Annotated in this window: 21 protein-coding genes, 3 tRNA genes and 2 pseudogenes; 13 read left to right on the forward strand and 13 right to left on the reverse strand. The window is 71.2% G+C overall.

Annotated elements, in window-relative coordinates; all coding sequences use genetic code 11:
• From Talka_RS08700 to Talka_RS08725, 6 genes and pseudogenes are all read left to right on the forward strand, one after another.
• Positions 1 to 136 (forward strand): annotated as a pseudogene (locus Talka_RS08700) (signal recognition particle-docking protein FtsY); the annotation flags it as partial.
• A 113-nt stretch (positions 137 to 249) separates the two neighbouring features.
• Positions 250 to 1,635, forward strand: a complete 1,386-nt coding sequence (locus Talka_RS08705) for a M16 family metallopeptidase (RefSeq protein ID WP_143890737.1) — start codon at positions 250 to 252, stop codon at positions 1,633 to 1,635.
• Positions 1,632 to 2,981, forward strand: a complete 1,350-nt coding sequence (locus Talka_RS12110) for a M16 family metallopeptidase (protein WP_143890739.1) — start codon at positions 1,632 to 1,634, stop codon at positions 2,979 to 2,981. The genes Talka_RS08705 and Talka_RS12110 overlap by 4 nt, the downstream gene beginning before the upstream one ends.
• Complete coding sequence (rsmD, locus tag Talka_RS12115) at positions 2,873 to 3,583, forward strand: 16S rRNA (guanine(966)-N(2))-methyltransferase RsmD (RefSeq protein ID WP_425472662.1); 711 nt, start codon at positions 2,873 to 2,875, stop codon at positions 3,581 to 3,583. The genes Talka_RS12110 and rsmD overlap by 109 nt, the downstream gene beginning before the upstream one ends.
• A complete protein-coding gene (gene coaD / locus Talka_RS08720; protein ID WP_143890742.1) occupies positions 3,580 to 4,095 on the forward strand; it encodes a pantetheine-phosphate adenylyltransferase in 516 nt (171 codons plus the stop codon). The genes rsmD and coaD overlap by 4 nt, the downstream gene beginning before the upstream one ends.
• Before the next feature lie 18 nt (positions 4,096 to 4,113).
• Positions 4,114 to 4,425: a YfhL family 4Fe-4S dicluster ferredoxin gene (locus Talka_RS08725; RefSeq protein WP_143890744.1), complete on the forward strand. Its 312-nt coding sequence runs from the start codon at positions 4,114 to 4,116 to the stop codon at positions 4,423 to 4,425.
• Here Talka_RS08725 and pth read toward each other — a convergent pair.
• The 7 genes from pth to Talka_RS08760 all read right to left on the reverse strand — a co-directional run bounded on the left by pth (position 4,407) and on the right by Talka_RS08760 (position 9,970).
• On the reverse strand, positions 4,407 to 5,063 hold the full coding sequence (pth, locus tag Talka_RS08730) for an aminoacyl-tRNA hydrolase (protein WP_143890746.1): 657 nt from the start codon (positions 5,061 to 5,063) through the stop codon (positions 4,407 to 4,409). The genes Talka_RS08725 and pth overlap by 19 nt on opposite strands.
• A gap of 141 nt (positions 5,064 to 5,204) precedes the next feature.
• Positions 5,205 to 5,837: a 50S ribosomal protein L25/general stress protein Ctc gene (locus Talka_RS08735; protein ID WP_143890749.1), complete on the reverse strand. Its 633-nt coding sequence runs from the start codon at positions 5,835 to 5,837 to the stop codon at positions 5,205 to 5,207.
• Positions 5,838 to 5,928: 91 nt separating this feature from the next.
• Positions 5,929 to 6,924 carry a ribose-phosphate pyrophosphokinase gene (locus tag Talka_RS08740; RefSeq protein ID WP_143890751.1) on the reverse strand — a complete coding sequence of 332 codons (996 nt, stop codon included), beginning with the start codon at positions 6,922 to 6,924 and terminating at the stop codon, positions 5,929 to 5,931.
• Between the two features lie 27 nt (positions 6,925 to 6,951).
• Positions 6,952 to 7,028, reverse strand: a tRNA-Gln gene (locus Talka_RS08745).
• Positions 7,029 to 7,148: 120 nt separating this feature from the next.
• The gene (locus Talka_RS08750) at positions 7,149 to 8,015 is read right to left on the reverse strand and encodes a 4-(cytidine 5'-diphospho)-2-C-methyl-D-erythritol kinase (RefSeq protein ID WP_143890753.1); all 867 of its coding nucleotides are present in this window, start codon (positions 8,013 to 8,015) and stop codon (positions 7,149 to 7,151) included.
• A 15-nt stretch (positions 8,016 to 8,030) separates the two neighbouring features.
• The gene (locus Talka_RS08755; protein ID WP_246100639.1) at positions 8,031 to 8,531 is read right to left on the reverse strand and encodes an outer membrane lipoprotein LolB; all 501 of its coding nucleotides are present in this window, start codon (positions 8,529 to 8,531) and stop codon (positions 8,031 to 8,033) included.
• A 17-nt stretch (positions 8,532 to 8,548) separates the two neighbouring features.
• Positions 8,549 to 9,970, reverse strand: a complete 1,422-nt coding sequence (locus tag Talka_RS08760) for a tetratricopeptide repeat protein (protein ID WP_143890755.1) — start codon at positions 9,968 to 9,970, stop codon at positions 8,549 to 8,551.
• A 40-nt stretch (positions 9,971 to 10,010) separates the two neighbouring features.
• On the opposite strand from Talka_RS08760, the gene mutM reads away from it, so the two are divergent.
• Both mutM and Talka_RS08770 read left to right on the forward strand, forming a co-directional pair.
• Positions 10,011 to 10,820 carry a bifunctional DNA-formamidopyrimidine glycosylase/DNA-(apurinic or apyrimidinic site) lyase gene (gene mutM / locus Talka_RS08765; protein WP_143890757.1) on the forward strand — a complete coding sequence of 270 codons (810 nt, stop codon included), beginning with the start codon at positions 10,011 to 10,013 and terminating at the stop codon, positions 10,818 to 10,820.
• A complete protein-coding gene (locus Talka_RS08770; RefSeq protein WP_143890759.1) occupies positions 10,817 to 11,911 on the forward strand; it encodes an A/G-specific adenine glycosylase in 1,095 nt (364 codons plus the stop codon). Before mutM ends, Talka_RS08770 begins: the two co-directional genes overlap by 4 nt.
• Here the strand turns inward: Talka_RS08770 and rapZ are convergent.
• The 3 genes and pseudogenes from rapZ to Talka_RS08785 all read right to left on the reverse strand — a co-directional run.
• Positions 11,896 to 12,762, reverse strand: a pseudogene (gene rapZ / locus Talka_RS08775) (RNase adapter RapZ); the annotation flags it as partial. The gene Talka_RS08770 and the pseudogene rapZ overlap by 16 nt on opposite strands.
• 8 nt (positions 12,763 to 12,770) lie before the next feature.
• Positions 12,771 to 14,420 carry a DNA repair protein RecN gene (gene recN, locus Talka_RS08780; protein WP_143890762.1) on the reverse strand — a complete coding sequence of 550 codons (1,650 nt, stop codon included), beginning with the start codon at positions 14,418 to 14,420 and terminating at the stop codon, positions 12,771 to 12,773.
• A 28-nt stretch (positions 14,421 to 14,448) separates the two neighbouring features.
• A complete protein-coding gene (locus Talka_RS08785) occupies positions 14,449 to 15,375 on the reverse strand; it encodes an NAD kinase (protein ID WP_143890764.1) in 927 nt (308 codons plus the stop codon).
• Between the two features lie 36 nt (positions 15,376 to 15,411).
• Here Talka_RS08785 and hrcA point away from each other — a divergent pair, with 36 nt between their 5' ends.
• From hrcA to Talka_RS08805, 4 genes are all read left to right on the forward strand, one after another.
• Positions 15,412 to 16,434, forward strand: a complete 1,023-nt coding sequence (hrcA, locus tag Talka_RS08790) for a heat-inducible transcriptional repressor HrcA (RefSeq protein ID WP_143890940.1) — start codon at positions 15,412 to 15,414, stop codon at positions 16,432 to 16,434.
• Positions 16,435 to 16,545: 111 nt separating this feature from the next.
• A tRNA-Ile gene (locus Talka_RS08795) sits at positions 16,546 to 16,622 on the forward strand.
• Positions 16,623 to 16,740: 118 nt separating this feature from the next.
• Positions 16,741 to 17,004 (forward strand): hypothetical protein, encoded by a 264-nt coding sequence (locus Talka_RS08800; protein WP_143890766.1) that lies wholly within the window; start codon positions 16,741 to 16,743, stop codon positions 17,002 to 17,004.
• 156 nt (positions 17,005 to 17,160) lie between these two features.
• A complete protein-coding gene (locus Talka_RS08805) occupies positions 17,161 to 17,421 on the forward strand; it encodes a hypothetical protein (RefSeq protein ID WP_143890768.1) in 261 nt (86 codons plus the stop codon).
• 275 nt (positions 17,422 to 17,696) lie between these two features.
• Here the strand turns inward: Talka_RS08805 and Talka_RS08810 are convergent.
• A tRNA-Leu gene (locus Talka_RS08810) sits at positions 17,697 to 17,782 on the reverse strand.
• A 142-nt stretch (positions 17,783 to 17,924) separates the two neighbouring features.
• On the opposite strand from Talka_RS08810, the gene Talka_RS08815 reads away from it, so the two are divergent.
• A complete protein-coding gene (locus tag Talka_RS08815) occupies positions 17,925 to 18,533 on the forward strand; it encodes a DUF6806 family protein (RefSeq protein ID WP_143890770.1) in 609 nt (202 codons plus the stop codon).
• An 84-nt stretch (positions 18,534 to 18,617) separates the two neighbouring features.
• Here Talka_RS08815 and Talka_RS08820 read toward each other — a convergent pair whose 3' ends face one another.
• On the reverse strand, positions 18,618 to 20,168 hold the full coding sequence (locus Talka_RS08820) for a fumarate hydratase (RefSeq protein WP_143890772.1): 1,551 nt from the start codon (positions 20,166 to 20,168) through the stop codon (positions 18,618 to 18,620).
• Between the two features lie 86 nt (positions 20,169 to 20,254).
• Positions 20,255 to 20,857 (reverse strand): TIGR00645 family protein, encoded by a 603-nt coding sequence (locus tag Talka_RS08825; RefSeq protein WP_143890774.1) that lies wholly within the window; start codon positions 20,855 to 20,857, stop codon positions 20,255 to 20,257.
• Positions 20,858 to 20,999 lie beyond the last annotated feature (142 nt).

Genomic DNA, 20,999 nt, shown 5'->3' on the forward strand with positions numbered 1-20,999 from the left:
GGTCATTGTGGACACCGCCGGGCGGCTGCCAACGCAGCTGCACCTGATGGAGGAGCTGCGCAAGGTCAAGCGCGTGGTGGCCAAGGCCGAGCCGGGCGCGCGCCGCCGAAGAACTTTTCCTTTAGAAAGCGAAACATAGTCTGGGCACTGCCTAGAATGGAGCACCATTCTATGAAAGCGTCGAAACTGTTACCGAATGCCCTCGGTATGCGCCCGCGCGCGGCGGCGAGGCGAGCCGCATGGCTGGCGATGGCGCTGCTGGCCGGCGCGGCGCTGGCCGATTCCTCGGCGCCAGCTGCCGCGCCCGACGCGCCGCCGGCCGCGGCGTCGCTGGAGGCCCCGGCCGCCGCGCGCCCGCACGTGACCACGCTGCCCAACGGCCTGACGGTGATCGTGCAGGTGGACCGCCGCGCCCCCACGGCGGTGCAGATGCTGTGGCTGCGCGTCGGTGCGGTGGACGAGACCGACCGCGAGGCCGGCGTGGCGCACGTGCTGGAGCACATGATGTTCAAGGGCACACCGACGCTGGCCGAGGGCGAGTACTCGCGCCGCATCGCCGCGCTGGGCGGGCGCGACAACGCCTTCACCGCGCGCGACGTCACCGCCTACCACGTGCAGGTGCCTGCCGGCGCGTTGCGCGAGGCGATGGCGCTGGAGGCCGAGCGCTTCGCGCGCAACGCCTGGACGGCCGAAACCTTGCAGCGCGAGCTGGCGGTCATCCGCGAGGAGCGGCGCCAGCGCATCGAGGACGATCCACAGGCGCAGTTTTATGAGCAATTCATGGCCACCGCGCTGGTGGCGCACCCGTATCGCCGTCCGGTGATCGGCTGGATGGCCAACTTGGAGGCGCTGGACGCCGCCACCGTGCGCGCGTTCCACCAGCGATGGTACGCGCCGAACAACGCCGCGCTGGTGGTGGTGGGCGACGTCGAGCCGGCCCAGGTGGTGCGCTGGGCCGAGGAGCTGTTCGGCGCGCTGCCGCCGCGCGTGCTGCCGGCGCGCGCGCCCGAGGCCGAGCCCGAGCAGCGCGGCGCGCGTCGATTCGAGTGGCTCGGGCGCGTGCGTCAGCCTTCGCTGCTGATCGGCTGGCGCGTGCCGCGCCTGCCGCATCCGGACGACGACAGCGAGGCCGCGCGCGACGCGCTGGCGCTGGCGCTGCTGGCCGGCGTGCTGGATGGGCACAGTGCGGCGCGGCTGGAGCGCGCGCTGGTGCGCCCGCCCGATGGGCGGCGGCTGGCGGATGCGGTCGGCGTCGGCTACGGTCTCGGTGGGCGCGGGCCGGAGCTGTTCCTCGTCTCGGCCACGGTGCGGCCAGGGGTGGAGCCGGCGCGCGTCGAGCAGGCGCTGCGCGAGGAGATCGCGCGCGTGGCGCGCGATGGCGTCAGCGACGCCGAGCTGCGCCGCGTCAAGAACCAGTGGGCGGCGGCGGAGGTGTTCAAGCTGGATTCGCCGTTTGCGCAGGCGCGCGAGCTCGGCCAGCAGTGGGCGCTGGGCTGGCCGCCGGATGCGCAGGCGCGGCTGCTGGCGCGCGTGCAGGCGCTCACCGCCGCCGACGTGCAGCGGGTGGCGCAGCGCTACTTCGGCGAGCGGCAGATGACGGTGGGCTGGCTGCTGCCGGAGGAGGGCGCCCGATGAAGGGCTTCGTGGCACGATGGCGCATCGCGGCGCTGGCGCTGCTGACGTGGGGGATGCTGTGGGCACCGGCGGCCTGGGCTGGCCCGGCGATCGAGCACTGGGTGCGACCGGACGGCGCGCGCGTGTACCTGGTGCGCAACGACGCGCTGCCGATGCTGGACGTGCGGCTGGAGTTCGACGGCGGCAGCCGGCGCGACCCGCCGGCGCAGGCGGGGCTGGCCGGCGCGGTGGCGCTGATGCTCGGCAAGGGATCGGCGGCCTGGGACGATCAGCCGGCGCGCGACGAGGAGGCGCTGGCGGAGGCGTGGGCCGACCTGGGGGCGCAGTGGTCGGCCACGGCGACGCTGGACCGCTTCAGCCTCGCGCTGCGCACGCTGACGCGCGCGGACGTGCTGGAGCCGGCGGTGGCGCTGCTGGCGCAGCAGCTGGCCGCGCCGGCGTTCGACGAGGCGGTATGGGCGCGCGAGCGCGAGCGCCTCGTGGCGGCCTGGCGCCAGGCGCAGGCGCAGCCGGAGACGCGCGCGCAGCGGCTCTACGCCGAGGCGCTCTACCGCGGCCATCCATACGGCCGCGAGGCCACGCCCGAGACCTGGGCCGCGATCGACGCGGCGGCCATGCGCACGTTCTGGCAGCGCCACGCGCGCGCCTGCGACGCGCGGCTGACCTTTGTCGGTGCGGTCGATCGGGCGCAGGCCGACGCGATCGCCGCGCGGCTGCTGGCGGGCTGGGCCGCGCACGGCTGCACGAAGCTTCCGGCGTTGCCGGAGGTGGAGCCGCTGCCCGAGGCGCGCACGATCGCCGAGCCGTTTGCCGGCGCGGCGCAGGCGCAGATCCTGATCGGCCAGCCGGGCGTGGCGCGGCGCGATCCGGACTTCCTCGCGCTGCAGGTGGCCAACCACATCGTCGGCGGCGGCGGCTTCACGTCGCGCCTGATGCGCGAGCTGCGCGAGCGCCGTGGCCTGACTTATGGGGTTTACAGTTACTTTTTGGCCGGGCGGCACGCTGGCGCCTGGACGGTGACGATGCAGACCCGGCCCGATCAGGCCCAGCAGGCGGTGGCGCTGATCCACGACGTGCTGCACCGCTTCGCCGAGGAGGGGCCGACCCCGCAGGAGCTGGCCGAGGCCCAGCGCAGCCTGGTGCAGGGGCATGCGCTCAAGCTCGACAGCAACCGCAAGATCGCCGACCAGGTGGCGGCGCTGGCGTGGGCGGAGCTGCCGCTGGACGAGCTCGACACCTGGCCGCGGCGCGTGCAGGCGCTGACGCGCGACGATCTGATGCGCGCCTGGCGGCGCGTCATCGACCCGCAGCGGCTGGTCACCGTCGTCGTCGGAGGCGCGCCGTGAGCGCGCCGGTGCGCCGCGGCGCGCCGCCGGGCGAGGTGCGCATCGTCGGCGGGCGCTGGCGGCGCAGCAAGCTGCCGGTGCCGCCGCTGCCGGGCCTGCGTCCGACGCCCGACCGCGTGCGCGAGACGCTGTTCAATTGGCTGGGTCAGCACCTGCACGGCTGGCGCTGCGTCGATGCGTTCGCCGGCACCGGGGCGCTGGGGCTGGAGGCGGCTTCGCGCGGCGCGGTGGAGGTGGTGCTGGTGGAGCGCCAGCCGCAGCTGCTGCGCGCGCTGCACGAGCACGTGCAGCGGCTGCAGGGGGCCTCCGACGTGGTGCGCGTGGTCGGCGGCGAGGCGCTGGGGGTGTTGGCGGGGCTGCCGGCGGCGCGTTGGCACTTGGTGCTGCTCGACCCGCCGTTCGACGGCGGCGCGGCGCTGTTCGAGGCCGCGCTGCGCCAGGCGCGCCGGCTCGTCGCCGCGGACGGCCTGGCCTACCTGGAGGCGCCGCAGCCGTGGGACGAGGCGCGGCTGGCGAGCCTGGGTTGGGCGGTGCAGCGCCACCTGCGCGCCGGGCAGGTGCACGCGCACCTGCTGCGCCCGCTCGATAATCTGCAGCCATGACCGAGTCCGCCGTTCCCTCCCTTTCGCCGCGCGTGGCCGTCACCAGCGGCACCTTCGACCCGATCACGCTCGGGCACGAGGACGTCATCCGTCGCGCGGCGGCGCGCTTCGAGCGCCTGATCGTCGCCGTGGCGGCGGCGCACCACAAGACGACGCTGCTGCCGCTGCAGGAGCGGCTGGCGCTGGTGCGCCAGGTGCTGGCCGACTGCCCCAACGTCGAGGCGCACCCGTTCGACGGCCTGATCGTGGACTTCTGCCGTGCGCACGGCGCCGGCACGATCGTGCGCGGCCTGCGCCACGGCACCGACCTCGACTACGAGACGCCGATGGCCACGCTCAACGCCCGGCTTGCCCCTGGCGTTGAGACGGTGTTCCTGCTGCCGCAGCCGCAGCTGCAGTGCATTTCCAGTACCCTCGTGCGCGAGATCGTGCGCCTGGGCGGCGACGTGTCCGCGCTGGTCAGCGCGCCGGTGGCGCAGGCGCTGCGCGCGGCTTGCGCGGCGTGCGGCTGAAACGCGAGGAGTGCGGCGATGGCCCTGATGATCACCGACGAGTGCATCAACTGCGACGTCTGCGAGCCGGAGTGCCCGAACCAGGCCATCTCGATGGGCGAGGAGCACTACGTCATCGACCCGCAGCGCTGCACCGAGTGCGTGGGCCACTTCGACGAGCCGCAGTGCGTGCAGGTCTGCCCGGTCAGCTGCATTCCGCTCAACCCGCAGTTCGTCGAGAACCGTGCCACGCTGTGGGAAAAATATCGCCGGCTGCAGGCGGCCAAGGTCGCTGCGGCACCGTCGCAGTCGCCGGCACTGCCACAGCCGGCTCAGGCCGACGGCGGCTGAGCGGTGGCGCTGTCCGCCGGCTCGGTCTGCGCTGGCGGCGGGCGGCGCGGCGGCTTGGGCCGCGGCGGCTGCGTGGTGTGAATCTGGCTCGTGGCCTTGGCGACATCGCCAGCCAGCAAGAGCGGCAGCGCGCGTGCGGCGCGCTCGATCGCGGCGTCGATCGCCTGGCGCTGCTCCTGCGGCGGCCGGCGCAGCACCCAGTGGGCCACCTCCGCCTTGACGCCCGGATGGCCGATGCCCAGCCGCAGCCGCCAGTAATCGGCGCTGCCGAGCTGCGCGTGGATGTCGCGCAGGCCGTTGTGGCCGGCGTGTCCGCCGCCGCGCTTCAGGCGCGCGTCGCCCGGCGGCAGATCCAGCTCGTCGTGCGCCACCAGGATTTCGTGCGGCGCGATTTTGTAGAAGCGCGCCAGCGCCGCTACGGCCTGCCCGGAGCGGTTCATGTAGGTGGTGGGCTTGAGCAGCCACAGGGTGTGGCCCTGCACCTGCGCGCGCCCGGCCAGGCCGAAAAAGCCGCGCTCCGGGTGCAGCGTGGCCTTCAAGTCGGCGGCGATGCGATCCAGCCACCACCAGCCGGCGTTGTGGCGCGTGTCCTCATACTCCGGCCCGGGGTTGCCCAGGCCCACCAGCAGCTTGAACATCGATGCAGGCCCTCGTGCGCGTGGCGTCGCCCGCGCATCATCCCATGAAACGCAAGGCCCGCGCGAGGCGGGCCTGCAGAAGCGCCGTCCGCCTCAAGAGCGGTTGGCGTGGGGCTGGGGGCTGCGCGGCCCCCGCGGGCGTCATTTCTTGCCCTTCTTGCCCTTCTTGTCGTCGGCAGCCGCAGCGGCGGCCTGCGGCTCGGCCACCACCTCTTCCACCGGCTCCACCACGGTGGCGATCGTCGGGTTGGGCTTGCCGTGCGTGACGACCTTGACGCCCGGGCCAAGCTTGAGGTCGCTGACGTGCAGGCTCTGGCCCTTGTGCAAGTGGCCCAGATCCACTTCGATAAAGTCGGGCAGCTGGGTGGCCAGGCACTCGATCTCCAGCTCGGTGACGACGTGGTTGATCAGGCACTTGTCGGTCTTGACCGCCGGGCTGTTGTCGGCGTTGACGAAGTGCAGCGGCACCTTCTTGCGCAGGCGGGTGGTTTCGTCCACGCGCTGAAAGTCCACGTGCAGCACCTGCGGCTTAAACGGGTGATACTGCACATCACGCAGCACCACTTTGGTGGTTTGGCCGCCCAGCTCCATCTCCAGAATGGAGGTATGGAAAGCCTCCTTTTGCACCGCTTGCCACAGGGCGTTGTGGTCGAGCTCGATTGGTTGCGGCGGCGTGCTGCCGCCATAGACGATGCCCGGCACCTTGCCGGCGCGGCGCAGGCGGCGGCTCGCACCCGTGCCCTGCGCTTGACGCTCGAAAGCGACAAATTTCATTGGATGACACTCCAAACAACGAGGTGGGGCGGCCGCGACCAGCGCGCCCCAGTTGAGAATGCCGCACAAATGTGCGGCGCCACAAAAAAGCTTAGGCCGCGGCCACGGCGGCCTCCATTTCGGCAAACAAGCTCATGACCGACTCGCCGCTGGCGATGCGCGCGATCGTTTCGGCGATCAGCGGCGCGACGGTCAGCTGGCGGATCTTGCCGCAGGCGCGCGCCGCGTCGCTGAGCGGGATCGTGTTGGTGACGACCAGCTCATCCAGCGCGTCGCCGCGCGCCACGCGCTCCACCGCCGGGCCGGACAGGATCGGGTGCGTCACGTAGGCAAACACCTTGGCCGCGCCGCGCGCCTTGAGCACCTCGGCGGCCTTGACCAGCGTGCCGGCGGTGTCCACCATGTCGTCCATGATGACGCAGTGGCGGCCCTCGATGTCGCCGATCACGTGCATGACCTCCGACACGTTCGGCTTGGGGCGGCGCTTGTCGATGATGGCCATGTCGCAGTCGAGCTGCTTGGCCAGCGCGCGCGCGCGCACCACGCCGCCGACGTCGGGCGAGACCACCAATAAATCGGGGTGGTTCTTTTGTTTGAGGTCGCGCAGCAGCACCGGCGACGCGTAAATGTTGTCCACCGGGATGTCAAAGAAGCCCTGCACTTGGTCGGCGTGCAAATCCATCGTCAGCACGCGCTCCACGCCGACCACCTGCAGCATGTTGGCCACGACCTTGGCGCTGATCGGCACGCGGCTGGAGCGCGGACGCCGATCCTGGCGCGCGTAGCCAAAGTAAGGGATCACCGCCGAAATCCGCGCGGCCGAGGCGCGCTTGAGCGCATCGACCATGATGACGAGCTCCATCAGGTTCTCGTTGGTCGGCGGACAGGTCGGCTGGATGATGAAAACGTCGCGCGCGCGCACGTTTTGGCCGATTTCGACCATCACTTCGCCGTCGGAGAACCGACCGACATGGGCCTGCCCCAGCGGCGTGCCCAGATACTGGGCAATCTCGGCAGCCAGCGCGGGATTGGCGTTGCCGGTAAAAAGCATGAAGTCAGGCGTGGGCGCTGGCGTCGAGCGTTCCATGGTCAACCGGCGTTGGGAGGATGAATTTGGCAGGGGAGGAAGGATTCGAACCCTCGCATGTCGGAATCAAAATCCGATGCCTTAACCAGCTTGGCGACTCCCCTACACAGGCTTGCTGCTGACGCGGCACGCCTTAGTCGCTTTTCGCAAGACCGTTGTCGGCTGCGAGACTTGAATTATAGCACGTTTTAGATCCCGTGCTGAGCGGGGGAGGCCGGTTGCGCTTACCAGGCGGCAAGCGGCAAGCGCGGCAGCGTCGGACCGCGCCAGATCGTCCAGCCTGCCGGCCAGCGCGCTGCGTCCTCCAGCCCGGCGGGAGCGCCCGCCGGCAGCACGGCAAAGACCGCGCTGCCGGAGCCGCTCATGCGCGGGGCGAGCCCCAGGTCGCGCAGACGCTGCAGCGCCTGGGCCACATCGGGGCACAAGCGCGCGGCCACCTCCTGCAGGTCGTTGCCGCCCCAGCGCAGCAGGGGATCGGCCTGCAGCCGTGCCAGCGCCTCGGTCACGACGGCGCGCGGCGTGGCGCGCGGCAGGTCCGGCGCGCTGAATACCGCAGCGGTCGGCACGCCGCTGGGGGGCTTGACGACCAGCAGCTCGCGCGGCGGCAGCTCCACCGGCGTGAGCCGCTCGCCAATGCCCTCCACCCACGCCGGCCCCGGCCCGAGGAAGAACGGCACGTCGGCGCCGAGCGTCGCCGCCAGCGCCGCCAGCCGCGCGCGCGGCCAGTGCAGCCCCCACAGGCGGTTGAGGCCCAGCAGCACGGTGGCGGCGTCGCTGGAGCCGCCGCCGAGTCCCGCCTGCTGCGGCAGGCGCTTGTCCAGCGCGATATGCGCGCCAAGCGCCGTCCCGCTGGCCTGCTGCAGCGCGCGTGCGGCGCGCAGGCACAGGTCATTGACTGGCAGGCCGGCGCTCGCGTGCAGATCCTCGCGGCTCAGTCCCCCGTCGCGGCGCAGCTCGAGGTGAATCACGTCGTGCCAGCCCAGCGGCACGAACAGCGACTGCAGCTCGTGGTAGCCGTCGGCGCGGCGGCCAACCACGTGCAGAAACAGGTTGACCTTGGCGGGGGCAGGCAAATCGAGCAGGCGCTGCATGGCGATTGCGTTTCGTCAGGGCCGCTGCCACGCCAGCCGCAGCTCCACCACCGGCGCGGGCGCGTCGCGGCGCGCGTGCAGCCGGCCCTGCGCGGCGTCCAGCTGCAACAGCGTCCAGCCCGGCACGTTGGCGGGGCGCCCGTCCAGCCAGTCGAACAGTGCCGGCAGCGGCAGCGCCGCGCCGGTCAGCGCTTCGGTCAGCGCCGCCACGTCGGCGTAGCGCTGCGGCTCGGCGTCGGGGCGCTCCAGCCACGCCCCGCCGTCGTCCCAGCGCACGCGCGCCGCCAGCTGGCCCAGCGGGGTGCTCAGCAGCAGCTCGCCGCGCTGCGGCGCGCCGCGCAGCTCGAAGCCGGCGCTGGCGCGCTGCGGCGGCTCGCCGTGCACCGTCAGCGCCAGCCGCCCACTCCAGCCGGAGGTGGCAGTGTCGGCGGGGGAGCGCGGCGGCGGGGCCGCGCAGCCGGCCAGCAGTGCGGCGGCCAGCGCCAACCCGATCCCGCGTCGTCGCCAGGCGGTCACCGAGCGCGCCCCGATCCTCACGGCTCGACGCCGAAGCGGCGCAGCGTCTCGCGCAACGTGCGGTTGCGCGCATCCAACTCCAGCCCCTGGCGCCAGATGCGGCGCGCTTCGTCCCGTTCGCCGAGCACCCACAGCACCTCGCCGAGGTGGGCGGCGATCTCGGCGTCAGGCTTGAGCTCCATCGCGCGCGCGAGCCAGCGCCGCGCCTCGGCGACGTTGCCGAGCCGGTATTCCACCCAGCCCAGACTGTCGATGATGTAGCCGTCGTCGGGGGCACGGCGCAGCGCCTCCTGGATCAGCTGGCGCGCCTCTTCCAGCCGCACGCCGCGGTCGGCCAGCGAGTAGCCCAGCGCGTTGTAGGCGTGCGGGTCGTCCGGGCGGCGCGCGATCAGCTCGCGCAACAGACGCTCCATTTCATCGTGGCGGCCGAGCCGCTCCGCGCTCATGGCCAGCTCGTAACTGAGGTCGGGGTCGTCGGGGTGCGCACGCAGGGCTTGCGCCAGGGTGTCGTAGGCGTCTTGGTCGCGTTCGGCTTCGCGCAACAGGCGGGCTTGCGCCATCCAGAGACGGCGCTGTTCGGCGCTGTCGCGCACCCGGCTGGACTGCAACAACGCCAGCGCGGCATCGAGCTCGCCGCGGCGCGCCAGCGCCTGCGCCCAAGCAATGGGCACATCGGCGCTGGCTGCGGGCTGATCGCGCGTGGCTTGCTGATACCGGTAAAGCAGCGCACGGGCGGCTGCAGGGTCGGTCTCGATCAGCTCGGCTGCCAACAGGGCGCCAGCGGGATAAGCGGCGTCGGCCTGAACCGCGCGCGTGGCCGACTGCAGCGCGTCCTCCTTCAGACCAGCGCGCCACTGCACGGCACCCAGCGCGGCCCAAGCCGCAGCGGCGGTGGGGGGGCGCTGCAGCCAGGCTTGCAACGCTGTGCGTGCGGCAGCCACGGCTTGCGCCGGCTCAGCGCTGCGGGCCAACAACGCTGGGATGGCGTCGATGATCTCCAGCCGCCGGCTCGGCGAGGCCACTTGCAGCCAATCGCGCAGGGCTGTGCCGAGCTCCTCGGTGCGCTGCAGGCCAGCCAGCAGCTGAACCAGCACCCGGCGGGCGTCTTCGTCGTCGGATTGGGCGCGTACCCAGGCGCGGGCGGCATCCAGCGCGGCATTCGGCGCGCGACCACTGAGCGCAATGTCCACCGCGCGACGGAACAAGTGCGGATGGCCGCTGCGGCGCGCGGCTTCCAGAGTCAGCGAATACGCGGCGCCGGGATCATCCCGTCGGGTCAGCTCAGCCAGCAGGAGCTGATAGAACAGCTCCGCATCCAATCCCTGCTCGGCAGCGGCGTGGGGCGCACCCTTGGGGCGAGCCTGCGCGGCGGCGCACCCAGTGGCCGTCAGCGCCACGGCCAGCAGGGGCCCAAGCAGCAGCAAGCGCGCGGCGGTCATGCGGCCATCATAATCGAGCCTTTGCCTTTATGCCTGAGCCATGCCGGAACTGCCTGAAGTCGAGGTGACCCGCCTGCGCATCGCGCATGCGCTGCAGGGCGCGCGCATCACGGCGCTGCGGCTCGGCAAGCCGCTGCGCTGGCCGCTGGGCGCGCCGCCGGAGGTGCTCCAGGGCCGCGTGGTGCAGGCGGTGCGCCGGCGCGGCAAGTACCTGCTGCTGCCGCTGGACCGCGGGCTGCTGTTGATGCACCTGGGCATGTCCGGCAGCCTGGCGTGGCTGCCGCAGGCGCCGCCGCCGGGGCCGCACGACCACGCCGACCTCGTCACCGACCGCGGCACGCTGCGGCTACACGATCCGCGCCGCTTCGGCGCCGTGCTGTACGCCGACGGCGAGGACGACGCGCGTGTGCGCAAGCTGCTGGGTGGGCTCGGCGTGGAGCCGCTGACGCCGGACTTCACGCCGCAGCGGCTGGCCGAGGGCCTGCGCGGGCGGCGCGCGCCCATCAAACAGGTGCTGCTGGCCGGCGACGTGGTGGTCGGCGTCGGCAACATCTACGCCAGCGAGGCGCTGTTCCTGGCCGGCATCCGCCCGACGACGCCGGCGGCGCGGCTCGGGCGCGCGCGCATCGAGCGGCTGCACGCGGCGATCCGGCAGGTGCTGGCGCGTGCGGTGGAGGTCGGTGGCAGCTCGCTGCGCGACTTCCGTGTCAACGGCCAGTCGGGGCATTTCCAGGCCGAGCTGTGGGTGTATGGCCGCGCCGGCGAGCCGTGCCGCGCCTGCGGCACGCCGATCCGCCCGCTGCGGCAGGGGCAGCGCTCCAGCTTCTACTGCCCGCGCTGCCAGCGATGAGTGCGGGCCAGCCCAGCTTTTTCGAGCGCCTCGTGGCCTGGCAGCGCGCCTGCGGCCGCCACGACCTGCCCTGGCAGGGGACGCGCGACCCGTACCGCGTGTGGCTGTCGGAAATCATGCTGCAGCAGACCCAGGTGGCCACCGTGCGGCGCTACTACGAGGCGTTTCTGGCGCGCTTTGCGGACGTGCAGGCGCTGGCGCGCGCGCCGCTGGACGAGGTGCTGGCGGCCTGGAGTGGACTCGGCTACTACCGGCGCGCGCGGCTGCTGCACGCGGCGGCGCGGCAGGTGGTCGAACGGCTCGGCGGGCGCTTTCCGCACGATTTCGACGGCTGGCGCGCGCTGCCCGGTGTGGGCGACTCCACCGCGGCGGCGATCGCGGCCTTCTGCCACGGGCAGCCGGTGTCGATCCTGGACGGCAATGTGCGCCGCGTGTTGCAGCGCTGGAGCGGTGCGGCAGGGGCCGAGGCCACCCCGCGCGCGCTGTGGCGGCGCGCGCAGGCGCTGTTGCCGCCGCAGCCGCCAGCCGAGGCGATGGCGGCCTATACGCAGGGGCTGATGGACCTGGGCGCCACGGTCTGCACGCCGCGCCAGCCGCGCTGCCCGGCGTGCCCGCTGCGCGCCGACTGCGCCGCGCACGCCGGCGCCGCACCGCTGGCGTCCGCTCCGCCGCGCCGCGCCGCGCGGCGGGCCGAGGCGTGGTGGCTGCCGCTGTGGGTGCGCGCCGACGGGGCGCTGTGGCTGCAGCGCCGTCCCGCACGCGGCATCTGGGCCGGGCTGTGGGCGCCGCCGGTGCTGGTCGGCACCGAGGGCGAGCAGGCGCTGCGCGCGGCGCTGGCGACGCAGCCTGCGCAGGCGCTGCGGTGGCTGCCGCCGCTGGCGCACGCGCTGACGCACCGCGACCTGACGCTGCACCGCGTGCAGCTGCGCTGGGACGGGCCGGATGAGGCCGCGCCGGACGGCCCCGGCGTGCAGCCGGATCAGGGCGCCTGGTGGACGCCGTCGGCGGCGCTGGCGCTGGGGTTGCCGGCGCCGGTGCGCGCCTGGCTGGCCGGGGCCGGGCCGGCCAGCCGCACGTCCAGCTCGCGGTGACGGCGCAGCACCGGCCAATGCGGCGCGAAGCGCTGCGCCAGCCGTTCCACCAGGTACACCGAGCGGTGCTGTCCGCCGGTGCAGCCCACCGCCACCGTGACGTAGCTGCGGTGGTCGCGCGCCAGCCCGGGCAGCCAGTGGTCGAGGAAGTCGCCGATGTGCGCGAGCATGCGCGCCACCTCCGGCTCGCCGGCCAGGAAGGCCGCCACTGGCTCGTCCAGCCCGGTGAGCGCGCGCAGGTCGGGTTCGTAGTGGGGGTTCGGCAGCATGCGCACGTCGAACACGAAGTCTGCATCCAGCGGCACGCCGCGCTTGAACGCGAACGACTCAAACACCAGCGTCGGCGCGTGCGGCTCGGCGGCCAGCAGCGCCTTGACCTCGCTGCGCAGCTGCGCGGCGCGCAGGTGGCTGGTGTCGATGACGAGCGCCCCCTCGCGCAACTCGGCCAGCAGCTCCCGCTCGAGCTTGAGCGCCTCCAGCAGCGCGCGGCGCTGGTCGGTGCTGCCGCGCACCGACAGCGGGTGCAGCCGCCGCGTCTCCGAGAAGCGCCGCACCAGCACGTCGTCGGCGGCGTCGAGGAACAGCACCGTCAGTTCCAGGCCCTGCCGCCGCAGCACCTGCAGCCGCTGTGGCAGTCCGGGCAGCGAGGCGGCGCTGCGCACGTCGATCGCCACGGCGATCTGGCGCGCCTCGTGCGTGCGCTCCACGGCAACGAACGCCTCCAGCAGCTCCGGCGGCAGGTTGTCCACGCAGTAGAAGCCCGCATCCTCCAGCGCGTGCAGCGCCACCGACTTGCCGGAGCCGGACATGCCGGTGATGAGGACGAGCTGCAAGGGCTTGGCGGCGTCCATGGCGATGGTCAGGCCTGCAGCAACTCGCGCGCGTGCGCCAGCGCCGCGGCGGAGTCGCCGCCGCCCAGCATGCGCGCGATCTCGTGTACGCGCGCCGGCGCATCCAGCGGTGTGACTTCGCTGACGGCGCCGCCGCCGCGCGCGGCCTTGGCCACGCGCAGGTGGTGGTGCGCGCACGCCGCCACCTGCGGCAGGTGCGTGACGGCCAGCACCTGGCGCTGCGCGCCGAGCTCGCGCAGCAGCCGCCCAACGGTGTGCGCCACGCGCCCGCCGATGCCGCTGTCGATCTCGTCGAAGATCAGCGTCGGCGCCTCGCCCAGGGCGCTGGTGACGACCGCGATCGCCAGCGCCAGCCGCGACAGCTCGCCGCCGGAGGCGACCTTGGCCACCGGGCGCGGCGTGGCCCCGGCGTGCCCGGCCACCCGCAGCTCGACGCGCTCCAGCCCGTGCGCGGCGGGCTCAGCGAGCGGCTCCAGCCCCACCTCGAAGCGGCCGCCTTCCATGCCGAGCGATGGCAGCAGGGCGCTGACCGCCTCGCCGAGGCGCTGCGCCGCCGGCGCGCGCTGCGCCGAGACGGAGCGCGCCGCCTCCAGGTAGCGCTGGCGCGCCTGCGCGGCGCGCGCGGCCAGCGCGTCGAGGTCGGCGACGGCTTCAAGCGCCTGCAGCTGCGCGCGCCACGCCTTCAGGCGCGCCGGCAGTTCCTGCGGCGGACAGCGATGGCGTCGCGCCAACGTGATCCAGCGGCCGAGCCGCTCGTCGAGCGTGGCCAGCGTGTCGGGGTCGAGCTCGGTGTGGTGGGCCAGATGCTGCAGGTCGCGGCAGGCGTCGTCCACCTGCGCCTGCGCCGCCTGCAGCACCGCGGCCAGCTCGCCGTAGCGCGGCTCGATGTGCGCCTGCGCCTGCAGCGCGGCGATGGCCTGCGCCAGCAGCCGGTGGGCGCTGAGCTCGCGGCCGTCGAGCGCCTCCAGCGCCTCGTGCGCGGCATCCAGCAGCGCCTGCGCGTGCGCCAGCCGCGCGTGCTGGCGGTTGAGCTCGTCCCACTCGTCGTCGCCGGGGTTGAGGCGCGCCACCTCGTCGATCTGCCACTGCAGGCGCTCGCGCTCCTGCTGCGCGCGGCTCTGGTGCTGGCGCGCCTGTTCCAGCGCCGCTTCGGCCGCGCGCCAGTCGTCCCAGGCGGCGCGCAGCGCGGCGGTGTCGATGCGGCCGTAGCCATCCAGCAGCGCGCGCACCGCGTCGGGCCTCATCAGGCTCTGCCAGGCGTGCTGCCCGTGGATGTCCACCAGCCAGTCGCCCAGCGTACGCAGCTGCGTGGCGGTGGCCGGGCTGCCGTCGATCCAGGCGCGGCTGCGGCCCTGCGCATCGACCACCCGGCGCAGCAGCAGCGGCTCGCCGTCGCCGGCCGGCTCGAAGCCCTGCTCGGCCAGCCACGCGCGCACTGCGGGCGGGGCGTCGAATTCGCCGGCCACCTCGGCGCGCGCCGCGCCCTCGCGCACCAGCGCGCCGTCGGCGCGCCCGCCCAGCAGCAGCTGCAGCGCGTCGATCAGGATGGACTTGCCGGCGCCGGTCTCGCCGGTCAGCGCGGTGAAGCCGCTGTTGAGTTCCAGCTCCAGCCGCTCGACGATGACGAAGTCGCGGATCGTCAGCCGCAGCCAGCCCATGGTTTGCCGTCTCCTCCTCGGGGCCCGATCATGCCACCACGCCCTCGTTCCAGTGCAGCTTGCCGCGCAGCGTGTCGAAGTAGTTCCAGCCGAGCGGATGCAGCAGCCGCAGCACGTGCTGCGAGCGGCGCACGACGATGCGGTCGCCCTCCAGCAGGCTGGTGAAGGTCTGCATGTCGAAGTGGGCGCTGGGGTCGCGCGCGGCCACCACCTCGATGGCGATGGTGCTGCTGGCCGGCAGCACCACCGGCCGGTTCGACAGCGTGTGCGGCGCGATCGGCACCATCACCCAGCCGTCGATGGCCGGGTGCAGCAGCGGCCCCCCAGCCGACAGCGCGTAGGCGGTGGAGCCGGTCGGCGAGGCGATGATCAGCCCGTCGGCGCGCATGTTGGCGACGAAGTGGCCGTCCACCTCCACGCGCAGCTCCACCATGCTCGGCGCGCCGCCGCGGTTGACGACGACGTCGTTCATCGCGATGGTGTCGAACTCGCAGTGCCCGTCGCGCCAGACCCCGGCCTGCAGCAGCGCGCGGCGCTCCTCCAGGTAGGCGCCGCACAGCATCGGGCGCAGCACCGCCTCGAAGCCGTCGAACGGAATGTCGGTGATGAAGCCGAGCCGCCCCTGGTTGATGCCAATCAGCGGCACGCCCCACGGCGCCAGCCGCCGCCCGATGCCCAGCATCGTGCCGTCGCCGCCGACCACCAGCGCGAGCTGGCAGTGCGCGCCGATGCCGGCCACGTCGGCCACGCGGTCGCCCAGCGCGCCGACGTGCTGCGCGGTGTCGTGCTCCAGCGTCACCTCGCAGCCCTGCGCGTGCAGGAAGTCCACCACGCGCGCCAGCGTCGCGCCGCTGCCGGCGGCGTTGGGTTTGCCCACCAGCGCTACGCGCTCGAAGCACAGCGCGCCGGCCACGGCGGCGGCTCGGTCGGCGGGATGCGCAGCGCGTCGATTCATGCTCAAATTACAACATGTTCTCTTGATCCTGCCATGATGCTGGACGAGCGCTCGAAACTGTTGCTGAAGGCGTTGGTGGAACGCTACATCGCTGAAGGGCAGCCGGTCGGCTCGCGCACGCTGTCCAAGGCGGCGGGGCTGGATCTGTCGCCGGCCACGATCCGCAACGTGATGAGCGACCTGGAGGAGCTGGGCCTGGTGACCAGCCCGCACACCTCGGCGGGGCGGGTGCCCACCGCGCGCGGCTACCGCTACTTCGTCGACACGATGCTGACGGTGCGCCGCGCCGACCTGCCGCCGGAGGTGCTGCCGGGCGCGCAGGCTTTGGTGGCCGACCAGCCGAGTCAAGTTCTCAGCCAGGCGGCGCAGCTGCTGTCGCAGCTGTCGCACTTCGTCGGCGTGGTGCGCGTGCCGCGGCGGCCCGTGGTATTTCGCCACATCGAGTTCCTGCGCCTTTCGGAGCGGCGCGTGCTGGTCATCCTCGTCACCCCCGAAGGGGAAGTGCAGAACCGCATCCTGCACCCCGCCACCGAGTTCACGCAGGAGCAGCTGCAGACTGCGGCCAACTACCTCAACGCCCACTATGCCGGGCTGACGCTGGATGCGGTGCGCGAGCGGTTGCGCGGCGAGGTTGATGCGCTGCGCGGCGAAATCGCCGGGCTGATGGTCAAGGCGGTGGAGGCCAGCTCTGAGGCCGCGCAGCAGGACGACGTCGTCATTGCCGGCGAGCGTAATTTGCTGGAAGTGGATGACTTTGCGCGCAACATGGACCACCTACGCCGGCTGTTTGACCTGTTCGAGGAAAAGACGCAAGTGATGCGGCTGCTGGACATCTCCAGCCAGGCCGACGGCGTGCGCATCTTCATCGGCGGCGAAAGCCAAGCGGTGCCGTTCGAAGAGCTGTCGGTGGTCAGCGCCCCGTTCGAGGTGGATGGCGAGGTGGTCGGCACGCTCGGGGTCATCGGCCCGCAGCGCATGCCCTACGAGCGCATGATCCAGATCGTCGACATCACCGCCAAGCTGGTCGGCAACGCACTGAGCCAGACGCGCGGGGAGTGACGCAAGGCTCTGAGCGCCGATCCACTTTCGCTGGAATTGGCAGCGGGGCTCCCGCGCCATCGACAAGCAGGAAGGCAACGAGCGGCCCGCCCTACAATCCCGCTTTGGGTCGGGGCGTTAGCTCAGTCGGTTAGAGCAGGGGACTCATAATCCCTTGGTCGCAGGTTCGAGTCCTGCACGCCCTACCAGCGAAATCAACAATTTACATCACATCAGCGGCATCCAAAGTTCGCCCGTTCCGATCCGTGTAGCCACGATGTAGCCAGTTTTGGCAAGAGGCGGGTCGTCCGCTCCGGCCGCGTAGGTGTGGCCGGGAAAGGCTACCACGACGGCGGGCTGGGCGGCAAGCTGCGCGCTGACCTGCGCGAGTGGTGGCCGCGCCTTGGCCCGCAGGTTGACGGCGCCCCGTTTGCGGTGCTGTTCCTGATGCTGCAGTCGGTCATCTTGAGCGCCTGCATGCACTACCCGCGCGCCGACCAGGATCCGGAGCGGGCGCGGGAGATGGCGCCTTACATCCGCTACGCGGTGCAGGTCATTCTGGGGATCGAGGAACGCGAGAAAGCGCAATGAAGCCCTTACAGGGCTGTTACAAGGAGATGCACCATGGGGCTCATCACCCCGATCGGCTTCTTCAGCATCGTCCAGAAACCCAGCGACCGCACCCACGACACCCTGACCGTTCGCGCGCGCATGCGTGGCGATCTGGCGGCTCTCAAGTAGCATTACTTGCTTGGCCTCGGGCCGATCCGGGAAGGCCGCGGCACCGATTACCGCTACCGGGCGGTGGCGCCGCGCGCCGAGGTCGCCGCGGCGATGGCCCGCATGGTCCAGGAGCTGAGCTACACCAACTTCAAGTCCGAGGTCTCCCGACGCCAGGGACACCCACGCGCCAACCTCGACCACAGGGTCTGGGATGTGCTCGACGACCTGCAGACCGATCCGATTTGGGCTGGTTCGGGGCTGCCACTAGTTGGAGGTGTCGGTTAGCAGGGCCTCGATCAAGGTCGGTAGGGAGGATGGATGTGAGCCTGCATGAAGACCTCCGTCATGCGACAAAGGCCGCCTTGTCATGAGGGCTGGGTAATCCGGCAAATTTCAGAAGGTGATTTCGCCAGCACGCGCCAACGATTCAGGCGATTCAGAAGGCGGAGATCAGCTGCGATCCGATGGTGTCCACAGGCAGCTGCTTTCGAGTTGCGCCCGAGTGACTGCGGTCGCAGCGGATTGAAACCACCGCTTGCCCAATGAAGAGAGGGGCAGCTTGGTGCGGGTGGCGGGACTTGAACCCGCACGGCTTAACGCCCCAGGATTTTAAGTCCTGTATGTCTACCGATTCCATCACACCCGCGCAAGCTTTTTGGAATTGTATGCGGGGTATGCGGGTCGGCTTCGCCCAAGAGAGGGCCCGCGAGGGGGCCAGCCCTGCAGACGCCGGGGTGACGAGGCGGCAGCCTTAAAATGGGCTCTTTGACCCCCAAACGGTGGCGAGCATGAGCCAAGACAATCCGCCTTTTGAGATCCATGTGCACGGCGACGTGCCGCTGCGCGACGACGTGGACTTTCCGCAGATCCAGGAGGCGCTGCGCCCGCTGTGGCAGTATGTTGGCGCCCGCTCGCTGGTGGATGCGGCGGCGAGCAACTACGAGGAAGAGCCCGGCATCCGCTTCGACCCCAAGGCCCACTTGTTGCAGATGTGCTGGACGATCGAAGGCGACGAGGATTTTCGCTTGGCGATCGAAGAAGCCTGCATGGGCCTCAATGAAATTTCGGCCATGGGCGCGGCGATCGAGGTGTCGTTCTACGACCTCGAATACGATGAGGAGGAGGCTAGCCCCGAGGCGCAGGCACGCGATGACTTTTTGATGTGTTTTGTAGGCCCGACGCCGGCGGCCATCATGCAGGTGCAGCGCGACATGCTGGTGCGCGATGTGGTGGAGCTCATGGAGCGGCACTTCGACGCCTCGGAGTTGGGCGGCGTCATCGAAGCGATTGACCGCTTGTTTGCCAATCGTTTCGATGCCATGGTCAATTCGCTGCAGCTGGGCAAGCCACCCCGCGGGGGGCATGGCGGCCCGCGCAAGCCGCGTCATCTGCACTGACGCGACCTGGCGCGGGCAGTCGGCGATGCCGCTGGCTGGGGCGCCCGGCGCGGCCGGCCCTGCGGGTCGCGGAGCCGAGGAACGTCAGGCGACGCTGATGGCGATGCCCTTGAACTCGCCGCGGGCGATGCGCTGGCGCCACTCAGCCGGGCCGCTTTCGTGCACGCTGGTGCCGTTGGCGTCCACCGCCACCGTCACCGGCATGTCGCGCACCTCGAACTCGTAGATCGCCTCCATGCCGAGGTCCTCGAAGGCCACCACGCGCGCGGCTTTGATCGCCTTGGCCACCAGGTAGGCGGCGCCGCCGACCGCCATCAGATAGGCGCTGCGGTGGTCGCGAATCGCCTCGATCGCCACCGGGCCGCGCTCGCTCTTGCCGATCATGGCGATCAGGCCGGTCTTCTCCAGCATCATGCGCGTGAACTTGTCCATGCGCGTGGCGGTGGTGGGGCCGGCGGGGCCGACCACCTCGTCGCGCACCGGGTCCACCGGGCCGACGTAGTAGATGACGCGGTTGGTGAAGTCCACCGGAAGCTTCTCGCCGCGCGCCAGCAGGTCGGCGATGCGCTTGTGCGCGGCGTCGCGTCCGGTCAGCATCCGGCCGTTGAGCAGCAGCTTGTCGCCCACCTTCCAGCTTGCCACTTCCTCGCGCGTGAGCGTGTCGAGGTTGACGCGGCGCGCGCTGCGCGTATCGGGCGTCCAGGTCACCGCCGGCCAGTCCTCCAGCCGCGGCGGCTCCAGCCGCGCCGGGCCGCTGCCGTCCAGCTCGAAGTGCACGTGGCGCGTGGCGGCGCAGTTCGGGATCATCGCCACCGGCAGGCTGGCCGCGTGCGTGGGGTAGTCGAGGATCTTGACGTCCACCACGGTGGTCAGGCCCCCCAACCCCTGCGCGCCGATGCCCAGCGCGTTGACCTTTTCGTAGAGCTCCAGCCGCAGCTCCTCCACGCGCGTCAGGCGCTCGCCGCGGCGGTGGCGCTCGATCAGCGCGTGGATGTCCACCGGCGCCATCAGCGCTTCCTTGGCCAGCAGCATGGCCTTCTCCGGCGTGCCGCCGATGCCGATGCCGAGGATGCCCGGCGGGCACCAGCCCGCGCCCATCGTCGGCACGGTCTTGAGCACCCAGTCCACGATCGAGTCCGACGGGTTCAGCGCCGCGAACTTGGTCTTGTTCTCCGAGCCGCCGCCCTTGGCGGCGCAGATCACCTCGACCTTGTCGCCGGGCACGATTTCCACGTGCAGCACCGCCGGGGTGTTGTCGCGGGTGTTGCGGCGCGTGCCGGCCGGGTCGGCCAGCACCGAGGCGCGCAGCGGGTTGTCCGGGTGGGTGTAGGCGCGCCGCACGCCCTCGTCCACCATCTGCTGCAGGCTCATGGTGGCGTCGGGCCACGTCACGTTCATGCCGACCTTGAGGAACACCACCGCGATGCCGGTGTCCTGGCAGATCGGGCGGTGGCCCTCGGCGCTCAGGCGCGAGTTGGTCAGGATCTGCGCAATCGCATCCTTGGCGGCAGGGCTCTGCTCGCGCTCATAGGCTTGACCCAGCGCCCGGACGTAATCCACGGGGTGGTAGTAACTGATGAATTGAAAGGCGTCGGCAATCGATTGGATGAGGTCGTCCTGGCGTATGGCGGTCATGATTCGTTCCTAATTCGTAACCTTTGACGGCCCAAATCCTACCGCTGGCTAAGCTAGGCAGGGCTATGACGGGCAGGGCAGCGACTTTAACGATGATCGTCGTCGTCACCCGGATGGTGAATCAGCTTTTCGGTCAACGCAATCGCCAACGCGCTGAGTAAGAAAACCGCATGAATCACGGTTTGCCACAGCAGCACCTTGTCGGTGTAGTTGGCGGCGTTGATGAACGTCTTGAGCAAGTGGATGGAGCTGATGCCGATGATGGCGGTGGCGAGCTTGACCTTTAGCACGCCGGCGTTGACGTGGTTGAGCCACTCAGGCTGGTCGGGATGACCCTCCAGTCGCAGACGGCTGACGAAGGTCTCAAAGCCGCCGACGATGACCATGATCAGCAGGTTGCTGATCATCACCACGTCGATGAGCGCCAACACCACCAGCATGATGATGGTTTCATTGAGCCCCTCCAGCGGGGCGTTGGGAACGTAGCCGATGCTGTTGACCAGCTTGTCCAGCGCCTTTTGATTACCAAATGCGGCCTCGATCAAATGCACCAACTCGACCCAGAAGTGATACACATACACCATCTGGGCCACGATCAGGCCGATGTAGAGCGGCAGCTGCAGCCAACGGCTGGCAAAAATCAGGCGCGGCAGCGGCGCAATCGGTTTGAGATGGGCGTCCGGTTGCATTCTGGGTTGAGGAAAGCCACAATGGTCAGGTAAGCGACAAGATTGTAGTGCGCAGCTTGCCGTCGCGGGTTTGCGCGCACCCCGTCCGCCCAGCGTAAGGGCCCCGTCAGCGGCGCGCGGCACAGTGCGCGCGCAGAATCCA

The sequence above is a fragment of the Tepidimonas alkaliphilus genome (genome assembly GCF_007556595.1).
GTDB classification, from domain to species: Bacteria; Pseudomonadota; Gammaproteobacteria; order Burkholderiales; family Burkholderiaceae_C; genus Tepidimonas; species Tepidimonas alkaliphila.

Excerpts from the sequence above, each read along its gene's own strand:
- Talka_RS08705 (WP_143890737.1), top strand. The coding sequence starts at position 250 with ATGGCGCTGCTGGCCGGCGCGGCGCTGGCCGATTCCTCGGCGCCAGCT.
- Talka_RS12110 (WP_143890739.1), top strand. The coding sequence starts at position 1,632 with ATGAAGGGCTTCGTGGCACGATGGCGCATCGCGGCGCTGGCGCTGCTG.
- coaD (WP_143890742.1), top strand. The coding sequence starts at position 3,580 with ATGACCGAGTCCGCCGTTCCCTCCCTTTCGCCGCGCGTGGCCGTCACC.
- Talka_RS08725 (WP_143890744.1), top strand. The coding sequence starts at position 4,114 with ATGGCCCTGATGATCACCGACGAGTGCATCAACTGCGACGTCTGCGAG.
- pth (WP_143890746.1), bottom strand. The coding sequence starts at position 5,063 with ATGTTCAAGCTGCTGGTGGGCCTGGGCAACCCCGGGCCGGAGTATGAG.
- Talka_RS08735 (WP_143890749.1), bottom strand. The coding sequence starts at position 5,837 with ATGAAATTTGTCGCTTTCGAGCGTCAAGCGCAGGGCACGGGTGCGAGC.
- Talka_RS08740 (WP_143890751.1), bottom strand. The coding sequence starts at position 6,924 with ATGGAACGCTCGACGCCAGCGCCCACGCCTGACTTCATGCTTTTTACC.
- Talka_RS08750 (WP_143890753.1), bottom strand. The coding sequence starts at position 8,015 with ATGCAGCGCCTGCTCGATTTGCCTGCCCCCGCCAAGGTCAACCTGTTT.
- Talka_RS08760 (WP_143890755.1), bottom strand. The coding sequence starts at position 9,970 with ATGACCGCCGCGCGCTTGCTGCTGCTTGGGCCCCTGCTGGCCGTGGCG.
- mutM (WP_143890757.1), top strand. The coding sequence starts at position 10,011 with ATGCCGGAACTGCCTGAAGTCGAGGTGACCCGCCTGCGCATCGCGCAT.
- Talka_RS08770 (WP_143890759.1), top strand. The coding sequence starts at position 10,817 with ATGAGTGCGGGCCAGCCCAGCTTTTTCGAGCGCCTCGTGGCCTGGCAG.
- recN (WP_143890762.1), bottom strand. The coding sequence starts at position 14,420 with ATGGGCTGGCTGCGGCTGACGATCCGCGACTTCGTCATCGTCGAGCGG.
- Talka_RS08785 (WP_143890764.1), bottom strand. The coding sequence starts at position 15,375 with ATGAATCGACGCGCTGCGCATCCCGCCGACCGAGCCGCCGCCGTGGCC.
- hrcA (WP_143890940.1), top strand. The coding sequence starts at position 15,412 with ATGCTGGACGAGCGCTCGAAACTGTTGCTGAAGGCGTTGGTGGAACGC.
- Talka_RS08815 (WP_143890770.1), top strand. The coding sequence starts at position 17,925 with ATGAGCCAAGACAATCCGCCTTTTGAGATCCATGTGCACGGCGACGTG.
- Talka_RS08820 (WP_143890772.1), bottom strand. The coding sequence starts at position 20,168 with ATGACCGCCATACGCCAGGACGACCTCATCCAATCGATTGCCGACGCC.
- Talka_RS08825 (WP_143890774.1), bottom strand. The coding sequence starts at position 20,857 with ATGCAACCGGACGCCCATCTCAAACCGATTGCGCCGCTGCCGCGCCTG.